General features: G+C 59.5%; 17 protein-coding genes. 4 read left to right on the top strand and 13 right to left on the bottom strand.

Going from position 1 to position 16,359, the window contains the following annotated elements; genetic code table 11:
- Nucleotides 1-9: 9 nt before the first annotated feature.
- On the bottom strand, nt 10-1,674 hold the full coding sequence (locus ACR0MO_RS10225; protein WP_480583421.1) for an ABC transporter permease: 1,665 nt from the start codon (nt 1,672-1,674) through the stop codon (nt 10-12).
- A gap of 136 nt (nt 1,675-1,810) precedes the next feature.
- On the opposite strand from ACR0MO_RS10225, the gene ACR0MO_RS10220 reads away from it, so the two are divergent.
- Nucleotides 1,811-2,335, top strand: a complete 525-nt coding sequence (locus ACR0MO_RS10220; protein WP_480583418.1) for a hypothetical protein — start codon at nt 1,811-1,813, stop codon at nt 2,333-2,335.
- A 44-nt stretch (nt 2,336-2,379) separates the two neighbouring features.
- On the opposite strand, the gene ACR0MO_RS10215 is transcribed toward ACR0MO_RS10220, so the two are convergent.
- The 8 genes from ACR0MO_RS10215 to ACR0MO_RS10180 all read right to left on the bottom strand — a co-directional run bounded on the left by ACR0MO_RS10215 (nt 2,380) and on the right by ACR0MO_RS10180 (nt 11,113).
- Nucleotides 2,380-3,597: an acyl-CoA synthetase family protein gene (locus tag ACR0MO_RS10215; RefSeq protein WP_170453423.1), complete on the bottom strand. Its 1,218-nt coding sequence runs from the start codon at nt 3,595-3,597 to the stop codon at nt 2,380-2,382.
- A gap of 19 nt (nt 3,598-3,616) precedes the next feature.
- On the bottom strand, nt 3,617-4,450 hold the full coding sequence (locus tag ACR0MO_RS10210; protein ID WP_170453422.1) for an ABC transporter ATP-binding protein: 834 nt from the start codon (nt 4,448-4,450) through the stop codon (nt 3,617-3,619).
- A gap of 110 nt (nt 4,451-4,560) precedes the next feature.
- A complete protein-coding gene (locus tag ACR0MO_RS10205) occupies nt 4,561-5,844 on the bottom strand; it encodes an ABC transporter substrate-binding protein (protein ID WP_170453421.1) in 1,284 nt (427 codons plus the stop codon).
- A 74-nt stretch (nt 5,845-5,918) separates the two neighbouring features.
- Nucleotides 5,919-6,995 carry a branched-chain amino acid ABC transporter permease gene (locus tag ACR0MO_RS10200; RefSeq protein WP_170453420.1) on the bottom strand — a complete coding sequence of 359 codons (1,077 nt, stop codon included), beginning with the start codon at nt 6,993-6,995 and terminating at the stop codon, nt 5,919-5,921.
- Between the two features lie 3 nt (nt 6,996-6,998).
- The gene (locus tag ACR0MO_RS10195) at nt 6,999-7,256 is read right to left on the bottom strand and encodes a hypothetical protein (protein ID WP_170521007.1); all 258 of its coding nucleotides are present in this window, start codon (nt 7,254-7,256) and stop codon (nt 6,999-7,001) included.
- A gap of 3 nt (nt 7,257-7,259) precedes the next feature.
- The gene (locus ACR0MO_RS10190) at nt 7,260-8,246 is read right to left on the bottom strand and encodes a branched-chain amino acid ABC transporter permease (RefSeq protein ID WP_170521005.1); all 987 of its coding nucleotides are present in this window, start codon (nt 8,244-8,246) and stop codon (nt 7,260-7,262) included.
- A gap of 29 nt (nt 8,247-8,275) precedes the next feature.
- A complete protein-coding gene (locus ACR0MO_RS10185; RefSeq protein WP_170453417.1) occupies nt 8,276-9,094 on the bottom strand; it encodes an ABC transporter ATP-binding protein in 819 nt (272 codons plus the stop codon).
- A 75-nt stretch (nt 9,095-9,169) separates the two neighbouring features.
- Nucleotides 9,170-11,113 (bottom strand): AMP-binding protein, encoded by a 1,944-nt coding sequence (locus ACR0MO_RS10180; RefSeq protein WP_480583905.1) that lies wholly within the window; start codon nt 11,111-11,113, stop codon nt 9,170-9,172.
- Between the two features lie 380 nt (nt 11,114-11,493).
- On the opposite strand from ACR0MO_RS10180, the gene ACR0MO_RS10175 reads away from it, so the two are divergent.
- A complete protein-coding gene (locus ACR0MO_RS10175) occupies nt 11,494-12,615 on the top strand; it encodes a serine/threonine protein kinase (RefSeq protein WP_480891058.1) in 1,122 nt (373 codons plus the stop codon).
- A 113-nt stretch (nt 12,616-12,728) separates the two neighbouring features.
- On the opposite strand, the gene ACR0MO_RS10170 is transcribed toward ACR0MO_RS10175, so the two are convergent.
- Nucleotides 12,729-13,118 carry a MerR family transcriptional regulator gene (locus ACR0MO_RS10170; protein ID WP_170623440.1) on the bottom strand — a complete coding sequence of 130 codons (390 nt, stop codon included), beginning with the start codon at nt 13,116-13,118 and terminating at the stop codon, nt 12,729-12,731.
- A gap of 94 nt (nt 13,119-13,212) precedes the next feature.
- Here ACR0MO_RS10170 and ACR0MO_RS10165 point away from each other — a divergent pair, with 94 nt between their 5' ends.
- Together ACR0MO_RS10165 and ACR0MO_RS10160 are read left to right on the top strand one after the other, a co-directional pair.
- Complete coding sequence (locus ACR0MO_RS10165) at nt 13,213-13,536, top strand: hypothetical protein (protein WP_170520999.1); 324 nt, start codon at nt 13,213-13,215, stop codon at nt 13,534-13,536.
- Nucleotides 13,537-13,540: 4 nt separating this feature from the next.
- Complete coding sequence (locus tag ACR0MO_RS10160) at nt 13,541-13,759, top strand: GDCCVxC domain-containing (seleno)protein (protein WP_480626501.1); 219 nt, start codon at nt 13,541-13,543, stop codon at nt 13,757-13,759.
- A 62-nt stretch (nt 13,760-13,821) separates the two neighbouring features.
- Here ACR0MO_RS10160 and mutT read toward each other — a convergent pair whose 3' ends face one another.
- Genes mutT through ACR0MO_RS10145 form a run of 3 tightly spaced genes read right to left on the bottom strand, consistent with a single transcriptional unit; the run spans nt 13,822 to nt 16,357 of the window.
- A complete protein-coding gene (gene mutT, locus ACR0MO_RS10155) occupies nt 13,822-14,220 on the bottom strand; it encodes an 8-oxo-dGTP diphosphatase MutT (protein WP_170334201.1) in 399 nt (132 codons plus the stop codon).
- Nucleotides 14,221-14,275: 55 nt separating this feature from the next.
- A complete protein-coding gene (gene argJ / locus ACR0MO_RS10150) occupies nt 14,276-15,502 on the bottom strand; it encodes a bifunctional glutamate N-acetyltransferase/amino-acid acetyltransferase ArgJ (RefSeq protein WP_480891053.1) in 1,227 nt (408 codons plus the stop codon).
- Between the two features lie 6 nt (nt 15,503-15,508).
- Complete coding sequence (locus ACR0MO_RS10145) at nt 15,509-16,357, bottom strand: peptidylprolyl isomerase (RefSeq protein WP_170453412.1); 849 nt, start codon at nt 16,355-16,357, stop codon at nt 15,509-15,511.
- Nucleotides 16,358-16,359 lie beyond the last annotated feature (2 nt).

The following is a 16,359-nucleotide window of genomic DNA, read 5'->3' as shown; positions in this document are numbered from 1 at the left end:
CAAAAGGTGTTACCGGCGTCCGACCTGTCGGCAAATCAGGATCACGGGCAGCAATCCGACGGCCAGAATGACCAATGAGGGCACCGCCGCGCCCTCAAGCCGCTCGTCCGAGGCCAGCCGGTACGCCTGCACCGCCAGCGTATCAAAGTTGAAAGGCCGCATGATCAGTGTGGCGGGCAGTTCCTTCATCACATCGACAAAGACGATCAGCAATGCAGTCAGCAGCGATGGCGTCAGAATGGGCAGATGCACCCGCCGCAGAGTGCCCAAGGGCGTTTGCCCCAGGGATCGCGCGGCGGCGTCCATATTGGCGTGAACCGTGCTCTGCCCGCCTTCATACGCGCTCAGCGCTGCTGCCAGAAACCGCACCATGTAGGCCGCAACCAACAACCAGATCGAGCCGGTGACCAGCAGGCCGGTTGAGATATCAAACGTCTGGCGCATCCACGCATCGAGCGCGTTGTCGAAGGCAGCAAAGGGGACGATCAGCCCAACCGCGATCACCCCACCCGGAACCGCGTAACCAAGACGCGAGATATAAGCCGCACCTGACGAGGCGCGACCGGGGCGAAGGCGCTGAAAAAACCCGACGCTGATGGCGGCAGACACGGTGACAACCGCTGCGGTCCCCGCAAGGATCAGTGAGTTGCGGATGAACCCGAGATAACGCTCCGACAGCAGGTTCTGCTCGGATTCCATTCCCATCTCAACAAGAATGATCACCGGCAGCAGAAACCCGAACAGCACCGGGACAGCGCATAGAACAAAGGCACCGACAGCGCGCCAGCCGGTCAGATGTGCGGCGGGCTGCGCTGCGTGCTGCTTGCCCGCCTGATAGTATTTTGCCTTGCCCCGCTGCGTGCGTTCAGCCACTGCCATGACCAAAGCAAAGGTCAAAAGGCATAAGGCCAGTTGCGCGGCACCCGCGCGATCGGCCAGCGAAAACCAACTGGTATAGATACCCGTCGCAAAGGTCTGGACCCCGAAATAGGACACGGTGCCAAAATCCGCGATGGTCTCCATCACCGCCAACAGCACGCCGCCCGCAATCGCCGGGCGCGCCATCGGCAGAGACACGCGCCGAAACGCGAGCCATGGGTTGTTGCCCAACGCACGCGCCGCCAGAAAGGCGGTTGCGCTTTGCTGCAAAAAGGCCGCGCGGGCCAGCAGGTAGACATACGGATACAGCACAAGGATCAGCATCGCCGCCGCACCCTCGGTCGAGCGGATCTCGGGGAACCAGTAATCGCGCGGGCCCCACCCCGTTACATCGCGCAGGGTGGATTGCACGATCCCCGGATGATCCAGAATAAAGGTATAGGCATAGGCCAGCACATATGCCGGAAAGGCCAGCGGCAGAACCAGCGCAATCTCAAGCAAGCGTACGCCGGGAAACCGGGTCATCGTGACCAGCCACGCGGCCCCGGTGCCAATGCTGAACGTACCCGCAGCGACCAAAACAACCAGGATGAGCGTGGTCACCGTGTACCGGGGCAGCACCGTCTCTGCCAGATGCGCAATCGTGTCGGTCCCGCCGGTCAGCGCCGCCAGAACAACGGCCACCATCGGCAACAGGCAGGCCGCTGCAACCACATAGGCCAGCCCGGCCAAAAGCCGGGTGCCGCGTACGCCGCGGTTCCGCGATCCGTTTTCAGAATAGTCGATCTGGGTCATCCGGCGTCTTCAGAATGCTCTGAGTGTCCTTTTCGACTAAAATCGTCGGGATTGCCAGCACCAATACAGCTAACTACCGCTCCCGAGTTTGCTCAATCCCCCATTCGTGACTTGTACGTGATAAGGGATTCCAGACTTGCTGCCGGACAACGCTTCTGTTCGGCTGAGGCATTACGCCAAGATTGGATATGCAATGCCCTGCCGAGTTTTTCTGACCATGTCGATATTAGCGCTGGCGGGCTTTCCAGTGCGGGCAGAAACAATCGTCGACACCGAATTCGCGAAAGCATGCTTGGTAGCAGAGGATGAGACTTTGGAAAATTCGACCCTAAACTGGCAAAAGATCAGATTTCTGGAAGAATTGGACTATTGCTTGATCGCCGTCGCCCAGCACCTGTCGAGCCCAAACAAACTGATCAGTTGGATGAAGGCCAGCGGCTTCCATGTGTCCAATCCTATTGCCTATTCGCGAAAAATTATGTGGGCATCATATAAGTACGACGGAGAGGGAGTTTTGATCAACGGTCGCATTCCAAAGAGGGAATTTCAGTGGAGCATTCACCCTTTGAGAACTTTCGGCGCCTACAGCCTACATTCCGGGATATTGCTTAGGAACAATGGCCATCCGGAATTGGTAACCAGCGTTCTGAACACCAAATGAGTTCGTCAAACGTAAGGCGAAGAAAACCTCGCCTTACGCGGGTGTCATTCATAAACCCGCTGATCCTCGATCACCAAACCGTCTTTCGGCAGCGATCCGGGGGCGACAACCTCGATGGCGCCTTTCAGTTTCAGCACCTCGGCGACCGATTTGGCATAGGCCGTGTCATCCCCGCCCGGGCTTTCGATCTGGACGGTCATGGTGTCCATCTCGCCCTGACGCGCGGCGATCACGCGAGCTTTGACGATCTCGTCGTGTTTTTCGACCAGAGCCGCCACCTGTTCGGGCCGCACGAACATGCCCTTGATCTTGGTGGTCTGATCGGCACGGCCCATCCAGCCCTTGATCCGCATATTGGTCCGACCGCAGGGCGAGACGCCGGGCATCAGCGCCGACAGGTCTCCGGTCGCGAACCGGATCAGGGGATAGTCGGGGTTCAGCGAGGTCACGACAACCTCACCCACTTCACCAATGGCCACAGGAATGCCGGTTCCGGGGGTCACGATCTCGACGATGACATGCTCGTCAATGATCATTCCTTCCATCGCAGCGCTTTCATAGGCGACATTGCCCAGATCAGCCGTGGCATAGCATTGCAGGCAGGAAATCCCGCGATCCGCATATTCCTGACGTAGCGACGGGAACAGCGCACCGCCCCCCACTGCCGCCTTCGAGAAGTTCAGCGCAACGCCCATCGCGTCCGCCTTGTCCAGAATGACCTTCAGATAGTCCGGCGTGCCCGCATAAGCGGTGCATCCGACATCGCGCGCCGCTGTGACCTGCAATTCGGTCTGGCCGGTTCCGGCGGGCAGAACCGCGGCGCCAACCGCACGTGCGCCGTTTTCAAAGATCATGCCCGCAGGTGTCAGGTGATAGCCGAAACAGTTCTGAACGATATCGCCAGCCCCAACACCCACTGCGTTCAGGAACCGCCCCATGCGCCACCAATCGTGATCGGTGCTGCCCGGCTCGTAAATCGGGCCGGGGGATTGGAACACGTGATGAAAGTGCCGCGCCGGTTTCACCGTGAAGCCGCCAAAAGGCGGACGACTGGCTTGCGCGCGGGTCAGGTCCGATTTGCGCAGCACTGGCAACATGGGCAGATCATCCGCAGATTCTACCTTATTAGTGTCTTTTCCTGCCAGATGCGCCGTAAAGCCCGGAGAAGATTTCGCCCGTTCCAGCTGCGCGCGCAAAGCGGCGGCCTGATCCGAGGCGCGTTCGTCGGCTGAGCGCGTTTCGAGTGTGTCGAAATAGGTCATCGCCATATCCTCCATCAGATCACAACCACCGCTTGCGGCGACGGTACGAGCGGACGTCGCGAAAGCTCTTGCGGCCTTCCTCGGACATGCCAAGGTAGAATTCTTTCACATCCGGGTTCTCGCGCAGCTCGGCGGCGGGGCCGTCCATCACCACGCGGCCCGATTCCAGAATGTAGCCGTAATGGGCAAAGCGCAGCGCCACGTTGGTGTTCTGTTCGGCCAGCAGGAAAGACACGCCCTCTTTTTCGTTCAAATCCTTCACGATGCCGAAAATCTCTTCGACCAGTTGCGGCGCCAGACCCATCGAGGGTTCGTCCAGCAGGATCGTCTCGGGTCGTGACATCAGCGCCCGGCCCATCGCCACCATCTGCTGTTCCCCGCCCGAGGTATAACCGGCTTGGGATTTGCGGCGTTCTTTCAGACGGGGGAAATAACTATAGACCAGTTCCAGATCCTGTTGGATCGCGGCATTGCCGTCTTTACGGGTATAGGCCCCGGTCAACAGGTTTTCCTCGACCGTCAGGTGTTCGAAACAGTGGCGGCCTTCCATCACCTGGATGACGCCCTTTTCCACCAGATCGGCAGGGTCGCTTTCATGCACGCTTTGGCCGCGATATTTGATCGAGCCCTTGGTGACCTCGCCCCGTTCCGAATGCAGCAGGTTCGATACGGCCTTGAGCGTCGTTGTCTTACCCGCACCATTGCCACCCAGCAAAGCCGTGATACCGCCCTTGGGCACGGTCAGGCTGACGCCTTTCAGCACAAGGATCACATGGTTGTAGATCACCTCGATATTGTTGACCTCAAGCAGGGTTTCTGCCTGCACTTCGGTGGTGTGTGCCGCATCAAGCATCAGCGCGTGTCCTCGTGCCTGCCCCCGTAGGAGCTGTTCGTGAGGAGCGGCAGTGCAACCGCCGCTCCGGATTTTCAGCGCCCCGGATCAGGACCGGGACAGGGGGTCGCTTATTCGCAACGCCCTTCGATGTTGTTTTCGGCGGCATAAGCGGCCGAGTCTTCCTCGATCAGCGCGTTGATCACCTCGACATCGGTAGGCTTGAAGTCCTGAACCGAATTCCAGGTTCCTGCGGCGGCATCCCACTGCACGACGCCGACCAGGCCGGGGCCACCATGGTTGTCACAGCTGACCGAGAATTCAGGCCCGAAGCCCGACATGCCCAAGCCTTCCATCTTGGCGCTGGTGATTTCCAGTGCCTCCATGCCATCGCGCATCATCGACGCGTCGATTTCAGCAGTTCCGTGCATGTCCTGCGCAGTCTTCACCGCCTCGGCAGCCAGCATCGCAGCATAGAGACCACGGTTGTACTGAACCGTACCAAGCTGATCACCTGCGCCTGCCGCTTTGCCCGCATCGACGACATATTTCTGCAGGTCGTCATAGACCGGATAGTCCATGCCGAGACCGGTGAAGGTCAGCGCCTTGTAGCCAGTGGCTTTATCACCCGCAGGTTCCACGTCGAATTCAGCGCCAGACCACCAGACGCCGATGAAGTTTTCCATCGGGAAGCGGATATTGGCGGCCTCTTGTACGGCAACCTGGTTCATCACGCCCCAGCCCCACATGATCACATAATCGGGCTTTTCACGGCGGATCTGCAGCCACTGCGACTTTTGCTCTTGCCCCGGATGGTCAACGGGCAGCAGGGTCAGGTCATAGCCATGCTTTTCGGCCAGTGTTTCCAGCGTGCGGATCGGTTCCTTGCCGTAAGCCGAGTTGTGATAGACCAGCGCAATTTTCTTGCCGTTCAGGTCACCGCCATTCTCGTCCAGCAGATAGTTGATCGCGCCCGACGCACCGTTCCAATAGTTGGCCGGATAGTTGAACACATGGCTGAACACCTTGCCGTTCGCGGCCGAGGTGCGGCCATAGCCCATCGTGTGCAGCGGAATTCCATCTGCGGTCACTTTGGGGATCAGCTGATAGGTAATCCCGGTCGACAGCGGCTGATAGACCAGCGCGCCTTCGCCCTTGGTCGATTCATAGCATTCCACGCCTTTTTCGGTGTTATAGCCGGTTTCGCATTCGATCACGCGGGCTGGGACACCTCCGATGCCACCATCGCGCTCGTTCAGCAGGGTGAAATAGTCGGCATAGCCATCCGCAAACGGAATACCGCCTGCCGCATAAGGTCCGGTCCGATAGCTGAGCGACGGGAACACAAGGTCGGCCATGACCGGACCTGCGGCCATCACAGCGCCCAGCGCCAGGGTTGCCAGTTTCTTGTTCATCGGGTGTCTCCTCCCTTGGTTGGTCCGATGTTGGTTTCGGGCTTTCCGCCCGTCTTTTTGATTGGGCCAGCCCCTTAGTGCGGGAACGGCCAGAGTCTGAGTTTCTCTTTCGCCACGCGCCACAGCTGTGCCAGCCCGTGCGGTTCAAGGATCAGGAACATGATGATCAGCGCACCCACGATCACGAGGTTCAGGTGCGCCACAATATCCGTGGGCCAGCCCAGCACATCGACGCCGACCACCTTCAACACCACCGGCAGCAGTACAAGGAAGGCCGCGCCTGCGAAAGACCCGAAAATCGATCCTAACCCGCCGATAATCACCATGAACAGCACCAGGAACGACTTCTGGATACCGAACACTTCGCCCACTTCGACCGCGCCCAGATAGACCGCAAAGAACAGCGCACCCGCAATGCCGACAAAGAAAGAGCTGACGGCAAAGGCGCTGATCTTGGCCTTGAGCGGGTTCACCCCGATGATCTCGGCCGCGATGTCCATGTCGCGGATCGCCATCCAGGTGCGCCCCGTGGTGCCGCGCGTCAGGTTGCGGGCGATGATGGCGGACACAGTCAGGAAGATCAGGCAGAACAGATAGGTGGCCCAGGCCGGAGCATTGGGTCCGGTGATGATGATCCCGAACACGTCCCGCTCGGGCGCGTTGATCTGGCCCGAGGCCGAGTAGTTGTAGAACCACGGCACCCGGTTGAACAGCCACACCAGAAAGAACTGCGCCGCCAGTGTGGCCACCGCCAGATAGAACCCTTTGATCCGCAAGCTTGGCAGGCCGAACAGCACACCGACGATGGCGGTGATCCCGCCCGCAAGCAGCACATGGATGAACATGCTGACATCGGGAAAGGCGGTCATCAGCTTGTAGCAGGCATAAGCCCCCACAGCCATGAACCCGCCGGTACCCAATGACACCTGCCCGCAATAGCCCACCAGAATGTTCAGCCCGATGGCCGCGATGGCATAGATCAGGAACGGCAGCAGCAGGGCGTTGGCCCAGTAATCGTTGATGATGAACGGAATGATCCCGAACGCCACCGCCAGCACGACGTAGTACCGATACCGGTCAAACTTGATCGGGAAAGTCTGGCTGTCAGCGACATAGGAGGTTTTGAAATCTCCGGCCTCACGATAGAACATATCTTACTTTCCCCATTCTTCCTGCGCCCGGTTCCGGGTCGCGGCGTCCAGTTGTTTTGATCCCTTGGCGTATCCGCTCGCCTCGGACGAACGCACCAGTTTCATGTAGGCCATGATGCCGGTAACCAGCCCGACAAAGGCCAGGATCGCTGCGACCACCAACTGAGCGTCCGTCAGGCCTTCGGCGGTGATGGCGATATAGCCAAAAGCCCAGAAGCCAGCCCATGCGATCACGTTGATGATGGCGATCAGCTTTTGCACGGCCTACACCCTCTCAATGATCTTCTCGCCGAACAGGCCCTGCGGCCGGAAGACAAGGAAGATCAGCGCCAGCACATAGGCAAACCAGTTCTCGGTCGCGCCGCCCAATGCGGGGCCCAGCGCAAACTCGAACAGCTTCTCACCCACGCCGATGATCAGCCCGCCAACGATGGCCCCGGGGATCGAGGTGAACCCGCCCAGCATCAGCACCGGCAACGCCTTGAGCGCGATCAGCGACAGCGAGAACTGCACGCCCGATTTGGTGCCCCACATGATCCCCGCGACCAGCGCCACGAACCCGGCCACCGACCAGACCATGACCCAGATGAAGTTCAGCGAAATCCCCACCGACAGCGCCGCCTGATGGTCATCGGCCACCGCGCGCATCGCCCGGCCTTGCTTGGTGTATTGGCTGAACGCAACCAGCGCGGCCACCAGCAGCGCAGCAATGACCGTTGCCACAATATCCAGATTGTCGATGAAAAAGCCGTAGTCGAAGATGTTAAAAGTGGTTTCGTCAATCCACAGGTTGATGCCCTGCGGCAGCCCCACATCCAGCGTCTTGATCTCGGACCCCCACATCAGGTCGGCCACACCTTCTAGGAAATAGGCCAGACCGATTGTGGCCATGAACAGGATGATCGGTTCCTGCCCGACCAGATGGCGCATGACGAACCGTTGCACCGCCCAGGCCAGCAGGACCATCACCGCCATGGTCAGCAGGATCGCCAGCAGCGCGGGCACGTTCCAGCCGAAATAGTGGATATGGGTGCCGAAAATCGCGTTGATCAGATGCGCAAACGGCACCTGCCCGTTCATGATCCCGACCAGTGTCATCGCCGCAAACAGGGCCATAACCCCTTGGGCATAATTGAAAATCCCCGACGCCTTGTAGATCAGCACAAAGCCCAGCGCGACCAGAGCGTAAAGCACCCCGGCCATCAGACCGTTGAGGATGACCTCCATCGCAAAAACGAGTTGTTCAGGCATGCTCGCCTCCCCAAATATCTGCCCGGATATCAGTCATGGCTGACCCCCAGATAAGCGTCGATGACTTCCTGATTGTTGCGCACCTCATCGGGTGTGCCGTCGCCAATCTTCTTGCCGTAATCCATCACGACCACCCGGTCGCTCAGGTCCATCACCACGCCCATATCATGCTCAATCAGGGCGATGGTGGTGCCGAACTCGTCATTCACGTCGAGGATAAAGCGGCTCATGTCCTCTTTCTCTTCGACATTCATCCCCGCCATCGGTTCGTCCAGCAGCAGCAGCTTGGGCTCGGCGGCCAGCGCGCGCGCCAGTTCGACGCGCTTTTTCAAACCGTAAGGCAGGCGCGCGACGGGTGTCTTGCGGATGTGCTGGATTTCCAGAAAATCGATGATCTTCTCGACCGCCTCGCGGTTTTCGGTCTCTTCCGCCTCGGCCTTGCCCTTCCACAGTGCCTGTTGAAGGATGTTGGTTTTCATATAGTTCAGCCGCCCGGTCATGACGTTGTCCAGCACGCTCATGCCTTCGAACAGAGCGATGTTCTGGAACGTCCGCGCGATCCCCTGCCGCGCCACCTCATAGGGGCGCATCGGCGGGCGTTTCGCGCCGTGAAACCAGACCTCGCCTTCCTGCGGGACATAAAAGCCCGAAATCACGTTCAGCATCGAGGATTTACCCGCCCCGTTCGGCCCGATGATGGCCCGGATTTCACCCTCGCGAATGTCGAACGAGATATCCTTGATCGCCACCACACCGCCGAACCGCAGGGTGATGTTCTTCATCTCCATCACCACACCGCCGATCTTGCGGCCGTCTTCGGTGACATATCCTTCGGAACTATCCAGCATCAGTCACTCCCTGACACAAAAAACGGGACGGCGGGCGGGGCGATGACCGCAGGTCGAGCGGCGCTCGAACGGCCCTCATTCCGCCGCCACCTTATGCTGTGCGACCGGCACAACCGGCGCGTCGACAATCTCCAGCGTGGCGCTGATCGAGCCCTTGCGACCGTCCTCATACGTCACCTCGGTGGTGGTCGAGACCGACTGGGATCCGTCATAAAGCGCATCGATGATGTCCTGGAATTTCTCTTCCACGAACCGACGCCGCACCTTGCGCGTCCGGGTCATCTCACCATCATCCGCGTCCAGTTCCTTGTGCAGCACCACAAAGCGATGCACCTGACAGCCCGACAGCATCTCATCGGCGGCAACGGATTTGTTCACCGCTTCCACATGGGCCTTGATCGTCTCTAACACACGGGGATGACCCGCCAGTTCCTGATAGGACGCATAGGCCACATTGTTGCGCTCTGCCCAGTTGCCCACCGCCGTCAGGTCGATATTGATGAACGCCACGCAGCGATCCTTGCCGTTGCCAAACAGCACGACCTCAAGAATGTCGGGATAGAATTTCAGCTTGTTCTCGACATATTTCGGCGCAAACATCGACCCGTCAGCCATTTTGCCAACGTCCTTGGCGCGGTCGATGATCCGAAGATGGCCGCTGCCTTCCTCGATGAACCCCGCATCCCCGGTCGCAACCCAGCCTTCGGCATCCTTGGTCGAGGCGGTTGAATCCGGGTTGTTGTAATACTCAACAAAAACCCCGGGCGAGCGGTAGTGAATCTCGCCGCTGTCGTCGATTTTCAACTCAACATCCGGCGCAGGCACGCCCACCGTATCCGCACGTACTTCACCATCCGGCTGCACGGTAATGAACACCGTCGCTTCGGTCTGGCCATAAAGCTGCTTTAGATTGATCCCAAGCGAGCGGTAAAAGTCGAAAATCTCCGGCCCGATCGCCTCGCCCGCGGTATAGCCCACGCGGAAACGACCATAGCCCAGCGTGTCCTTGAGCGGTCCATAAACCAGCAGATTGCCCAGCGCGTATTTCAACCGGTCGCCAAAACCCACCGGTTTGCCGTCCAGCAGCAAGCCACCAACCTTCTTGGCATGTGCCATGAAGTGATGGAACATGCGCTGCTTCAGCTTGCCCGCATCCTCCATCCGGATCATCACATTGGTCAGCTGAGTCTCAAAAACGCGCGGCGGGGCAAAGAAATAGGTTGGCCCGATCTCGCGCAGGTCGGTCATCATCGTGTCGGCGCTTTCGGGGCAGTTCACGCAGAAACCGCACCAATAGGCCTGACCAACGGAAAAGATGAAATCGCCCACCCAGGCCATCGGCAGATAAGACAGGATGTCTTCGTTCCGGGTCAGGTGATCGAATTCGGCCGAGTTCTTGGCGCTTTCGATCACGTTCCGGTTCGACAACACCACGCCCTTGGGCTTGCCGGTGGTGCCGGAGGTATAAAGCATCACGCAGGTGTCGTCATAGGTGATCGCGGAGATACGCTTGTCCAGTTCCGCATCAAACCGCGCGTGACCGGCGCTGCCCTCGGCCATGATGTCCTCAAGCGCATTCATCTGGGAATGGTCGTATTTCCGCATCCCTCGCTTGTCGGTATAGAGGATGTGTTTGACCTGATGCACGTTTTCCTGAATTTCGATGACCTTGTCGACCTGCTCCTGATCGCCGCAGACAACGTATTTCGCGCCGCAATGTTCCAGCACATAGGCCATCTCTTCGGCGACCGAGTCCTGATACAGCGGCACAGGCACCGCGCCGACCATCTGTGCGGCGACCATCGACCAGTAATGCGCCGGGCGGTTGCGGCCTATGACGGCGATATGGTCGCCCTTTTCAACACCCAGCTCCAGAAAGCCCAGCGCGATGGCGCGGATTTCCCGCGCGGCCTCGGCCCAGGTCCAGCATTGCCAGATCCCGAATTCCTTTTCGCGGTACGCCGGGGCATCCCCGAACTGCGTGACATTGCGGTGTAACAGCGCCGGAAGGGACTGCATCCCCTCAGCGCCCGACTGCGTCTGAGCCAATCTTCCTCTCCTCCCCATCCGGCCCCTCCTCCGGGCCGGAAATGGCGGGTCCGGGTCGTTGCCCGAACACCTGCGCCCCGATAAGGGACGGTTGCACGATCAGCGTCAACTTTTTCCTGATGTTTTCTCAATTCTTACGAATTGTAACAGGGGTCGTGCCGCCAATCCGGGTGACCTTGGCAACGCCCTTCTTCCCAACGCCTGCAAGCAATGCTATGTGGCCCGTCAAGCTCTTTGGCGATGGCGTCGCCAGAGGTAAATCAGCGACGAACCCCATATCCTGTACGCCGGGACTTTCAATCAGGAGATTGAGGGCCCCGTCCTGATCTCCGCCACAACAGGAGACAGCCATGGCCTGGTCCCCCGACAAAACCGAAGTCAAAAGCTGGAATGAATGGGACACCCTGCGCCACGTCATCGTGGGCCGCGCGGATGACTGCCACATTCCGCCCGAGGAACCCGCGCTGGACGCCAAGGTGCCCGAGGACAGCGACATGCGCGGCCAGTGGGGCCGCCGCCCGCAGGAAACCATCGACCGGGCCAACGAGTTGCTGGACAATTTCGCCGATCAACTGCGCAAGCGCGGTATTCGCGTGGATCGCCCGACGTCGATTGATCATTCGCAACCGGCTACCACTCCGGATTTTCACACCGAAAGCCAGTTCGGCTGTATGCCCCCGCGCGATGTGCTGCTGACCGTTGGGCACGAAATCCTCGAAGCGACGATGTCCTACCGCTGCCGCTGGTTCGAATACCTGAACTATCGCCCCCTGATGCAACAATACTGGGACGAAGACCCGAACTTCCGCCACGAGGCTGCACCCAAGCCGCGCCTGACCGATGCGGATTACCATCCCGATTACCTCAGCGACAAAATCGGCGTCGAAAAGCGCCTGCAATGGGCGGCCGAGAAGTTCTTTGTCACCACCGAAGAAGAGCCCCTGTTCGATGCCGCCGACGTGCTGCGTTTTGGCCGCGATCTGGTGGTCCAGCATGGGTTTACCACCAACCTCAAAGGGATCGAGTGGCTGCGCCGTCACTTCCCCGACCACCGCGTCCACACAGTGAACTTCCCCGGTGACCCCTATCCGATCCATATCGACGCGACGTTTACGCCGCTGCGCCCGGGCCTGATCCTGAACAACCCGCAGCGCCGCCTGCCCGAAGACCAACGCGGCATGTTCGAGAAAAACGGCTGGGAGATCGTGGACGCCGCCCAACCCGCCCACAACACGCCGCCGCCGCTGTGCTATTCCTCGACCTGGCTGTCGATGAACGTGCTGGTACTGGACCCAAAAACCGTCTGTGTCGAAAAGTCCGAGGTCTATCAGGCCGAACAGATGGACAAGCTGGGCATGGAAGTGGTCGAAGTCGAACTCCGCGACGCCTACGCCTTTGGCGGCGGTCTGCATTGCTGCACGGCAGACGTCTACCGCGACGGCGAATGCGAGGATTGCTTCCCGAATATGTAAGGTGTTCGGATTGAAGACAGGGTGCCCGGGTTATGCTCGGGCATCTGTGTCCTGCGCCGGAAGACGGTGCTGCTTTGGTGTTGTGGGAATGGAAGCAATGAGCCCAAAGCCCACTATTCAGTGCGCAGCTTAGAGAGCATTGGACACGAGACATTCCCGCTGTCACAGTTGGCTGTAAGCTCGACTAACGCCGCTTCCAAGCGCCTCAGCTCGTCTACCCTTGCACGCACGTTGAAGATATGGAGTTCGGCCAGCTGCTTGACGGATTGACAATCCTCGGCATCGCCTTCGGACAGGTTAAGTAGCGTCTTTGCGTCTGCGAGCGAGAAGCCCAAATCGCGGCATTTCTTTAGGAAACGAAGCCTTCCAATATCATCTGCAGAGTACATCCGCCGGTTATTCGGTGCCCGTGCTGGCTTTGGCACAATCCCTTCGCGCTCGTAGTAGCGGATCGTTTCAATGCCGACGCCGCTTTGACGGGATGCTTCCCCAATCGCAAACACGTGAGATTCCCCAGCTTGATCCTGTAGCGACTACAGAAGTTATACGGAAGAATGTCACTTAGACAACTCCGCGCGAAAAGGGCCGTCAGAAAAAATGCAGAAGTACCTTAGCCTCAGTTACCTGGGATCGCTGTCCGCGCTTGGCGTCGCAACTTGCTGCGTATTGCCCATGACGATGATGCTGCTGGGATTGGGCGGCAGTTGGATGGCAATCTTCGGGAAGATCGCGGCGGCAAGCTACTATGTGCTGGCGATTTCGACCGTACTTGTCGCGGTAACTTGGCGAGTGTCTCATCAGCGCGGATTAATACCAAAGTTGAAGTGGTGGCTTTGGGGAACGACCGCGATAACCGGTCTAGCTTGGGTTGTCGTATTCTACGAGGCCCGGATCAACGATTTCCTGATTATGCAGATGTGAGACAATGACGGACCAAACTCTGGTGCTTGAAAGCACACTGACGTGCCCAAACTGTGGACACAGCGAAACCGAAGAAATGCCGACAGATGCCTGCCAGTGGTTCTATGAGTGCAAGTCGTGCGAAGCAGTTTTGAAACCCATGGAAGGCGATTGTTGTGTATACTGCTCTTACGCCACTGTTCCATGCCCACCAATCCAATTGGGCGGTAGCTGTTGCGGGTAAAGCGAAGGTCGGCTTCGTCCCGCAAATCTGACAAATGACCACAACCTGCCACCAACCCGCAACTACAACCAATCCCGCAGGATCGGAATCAACGGCACATCCGCCGCAGGCATCGGGTAGTTCCGCAGGTCATTCGCCCGCACCCATTTCAGCGCCTGCCCTTCTTTCGACTGCGGGATGCCCTCCCATTTGCGGCAGGCGAACAGCGGCATCAGCAGGTGGAAATCGTCATAGCTGTGGCTGGCGAAGGTCAGCGGCGCGAGGCAGGAGGCCCAGGTGTCGATGCCCAGTTCCTCGTGCAATTCGCGGATCAGTGCGGCCTCGGGGGTTTCGCCGGGTTCGATCTTGCCGCCTGGGAACTCCCACAGACCGGCCATCGATTTGCCCTCGGGGCGTTGGGCCAGCAGAACCCGGCCCTCGATGTCGATCAGGGCGACGGCAGACACTAATACAGTTTTCATGGTCGCAATCCCGGACGCAAAACCGGGCTCCACTTTTGCTGGAATTGCTCCGGTTTCACGAGCGATAATCCGCGTTGATCTCGATATAGCCGTGGGTCAGATCGCAGGTCCAGACGGTGGATTTGCCCGCGCCCAGCCCCAGATCGACGGCAATCACCAGATCCCGACCTTTCATATAGGCGGCGGCGTCATCCTCGCGGTAATCGGGACTGACCCAACCCTTTTCGGCGACCAGAATGTCTCCGAAGGAAATGCTCAGCAGATCACGATCCGCTGCTGCACCGGACTTGCCGATGGCCATGACAATGCGGCCCCAGTTCGGGTCCTCGCCCGCGATGGCGGTTTTCACCAGCGGAGAGTTGGCAATCGCCAGACCGTGTACCTTGGCGTCTGCGTCCGAGGCGGCCCCGGCCACACGAATTTCCACGAATTTCGTGGCCCCCTCACCGTCACGCACCACTTGCTGCGCCAGATCCAGCATCACGCGTTCCAGCGCTTCGGCAAATGCCGCGTTGGTGGTGGCATCGACACCCGACGCCCCGGTAGCACACAGCAGCAGGCTGTCCGAGGTCGACGTATCGCTGTCAACGGTGATGCAGTTGAACGTCCGATCCGTCTGCGCGCCCAGCATCGCCTGCAGGGCCGATTGGTCCACCTGTGCGTCGGTGAAGACGTAGACCAGCATCGTCGCCATATCCGGCGCAATCATGCCGGAACCCTTCGCAATCCCCGCAATAGAGACTGTTTTGCCATCAATCTCGACCTGCGCCGACGCCCCTTTCGGGAAGGTATCCGTGGTCATGATGGCCTTCGCGGCGTCTTCGATGGCGTGCCGGCTGAGGCCCGCCTTCAGCGTCTCAAGCTGGGTCACGATACGCTCATGCGGCAGGGGTTCCCCGATCACGCCGGTGGACGAGGTAAAGACGCGGTTGACCGGGACGCCGGTGGCATCCGCAACGGCCTGCGTCACCTCGGAAACCGAGGTCTGGCCGTAATGCCCGGTGAAGGCGTTGGCATTGCCCGAGTTCACAAGGATCGCCGCCGGGCCGTCACTTGGCCCGCCGATCTTGTCCTGACAATCCAGCACCGGCGCGGCGCGGGTGGCGGATTTGGTGAATACGCCTGCCACAGATGTTCCGGGATCCAGAACGGCCAACATGACATCCGTGCGACCCTGATACCGTACACCCGCCGCGACGGTGGCAAAGCGCACACCGTCAATCGCGGGCAGATCGGGGAAACTGGCCGGGGCCAGCGGCGAAACCTTGGTGATCGTGGCCACGGCAGATTACTCCTGCAGCAGTTCGATCTGGCGCAGCGTTTCGGGGCCTGCCCCTTCCAGCGCCGGACGCTCGATCTGAGCCTGCTGGGTCAGTTCATCGATGCGGGCCTGAATCGCCTCTTGCTGGATGGTCTGAGCCAGCTGATCGCGGATCGTGTCCAGCTCGGGCGCTTCGGATTTGCGGGTGTCGTTCAGAATGATGACGTGCCAGCCGAACTGGGTTTGAACCGGATCCGACACCTGACCTTTTTCCAAGCCAATCACGGCCTCTTCAAATGCGGGCACCATCTGGCCCTTGCCGAACCAGCCCAGCGCGCCGCCATTGGGGCCCGAGGGGCCTGTGGACCGTTCACGCGCAAGCTCGGCAAAATCGGCACCATCGTCCAGTTGCGATTTGATGACCTTGGCCTCTTCCTCGGTATCTACCAGGATATGGCTGGCGTCGAACTCATCCTCGCCCGCAAAATCGGCAAACTGGGCGTCATAAGCGGCCCGAATGGCCTCATCCGTGACGGCGGCATCGGTCAGGGCCTCGACCGCCTGCACCGCTTTCAGCGAGCGACGCTCATTCTCAAGCGCGATTTCGTTCAGTTTGGACAGGTCGCCCTGTTCCTGGCTCAGCAATTGCTGCTGGATCAGCTGTTCAAGGATGAAGTCGAACAGCACGTCATCTTCAGCCTGCTGATACTGCGCCGGAAGGTTCGTGGCCATGGCAATGACGTGACCCAATGTGATCTCATCCCCGTTCACGCGGGCGACCACAGTGCCTGCATCAGGCTTGGTTTCGGCGGCCAGCGGCAGGGCCATCACGGCAGCAAGCGCCAGAGATGGCAGAAAAGTGAGGCCTTTGGGCATGG

The organism is Ruegeria sp. K5, assembly GCF_056531805.1.
The sequence above is the reverse complement of the archived record's forward strand: the minus strand, read 5'-3'. Positions and strand labels throughout refer to the sequence as shown.

Excerpts from the sequence above, each read along its gene's own strand:
- ACR0MO_RS10180 (WP_480583905.1), bottom strand. The coding sequence starts at position 11,113 with ATGCAGTCCCTTCCGGCGCTGTTACACCGCAATGTCACGCAGTTCGGG.
- ACR0MO_RS10185 (WP_170453417.1), bottom strand. The coding sequence starts at position 9,094 with ATGCTGGATAGTTCCGAAGGATATGTCACCGAAGACGGCCGCAAGATC.
- ACR0MO_RS10145 (WP_170453412.1), bottom strand. The coding sequence starts at position 16,357 with ATGCCCAAAGGCCTCACTTTTCTGCCATCTCTGGCGCTTGCTGCCGTG.
- ACR0MO_RS10200 (WP_170453420.1), bottom strand. The coding sequence starts at position 6,995 with ATGTTCTATCGTGAGGCCGGAGATTTCAAAACCTCCTATGTCGCTGAC.
- ACR0MO_RS10175 (WP_480891058.1), top strand. The coding sequence starts at position 11,494 with ATGGCCTGGTCCCCCGACAAAACCGAAGTCAAAAGCTGGAATGAATGG.
- ACR0MO_RS10165 (WP_170520999.1), top strand. The coding sequence starts at position 13,213 with ATGCAGAAGTACCTTAGCCTCAGTTACCTGGGATCGCTGTCCGCGCTT.
- ACR0MO_RS10210 (WP_170453422.1), bottom strand. The coding sequence starts at position 4,450 with ATGCTTGATGCGGCACACACCACCGAAGTGCAGGCAGAAACCCTGCTT.
- mutT (WP_170334201.1), bottom strand. The coding sequence starts at position 14,220 with ATGAAAACTGTATTAGTGTCTGCCGTCGCCCTGATCGACATCGAGGGC.
- ACR0MO_RS10205 (WP_170453421.1), bottom strand. The coding sequence starts at position 5,844 with ATGAACAAGAAACTGGCAACCCTGGCGCTGGGCGCTGTGATGGCCGCA.
- ACR0MO_RS10160 (WP_480626501.1), top strand. The coding sequence starts at position 13,541 with ATGACGGACCAAACTCTGGTGCTTGAAAGCACACTGACGTGCCCAAAC.
- ACR0MO_RS10225 (WP_480583421.1), bottom strand. The coding sequence starts at position 1,674 with ATGACCCAGATCGACTATTCTGAAAACGGATCGCGGAACCGCGGCGTA.
- ACR0MO_RS10190 (WP_170521005.1), bottom strand. The coding sequence starts at position 8,246 with ATGCCTGAACAACTCGTTTTTGCGATGGAGGTCATCCTCAACGGTCTG.
- ACR0MO_RS10215 (WP_170453423.1), bottom strand. The coding sequence starts at position 3,597 with ATGACCTATTTCGACACACTCGAAACGCGCTCAGCCGACGAACGCGCC.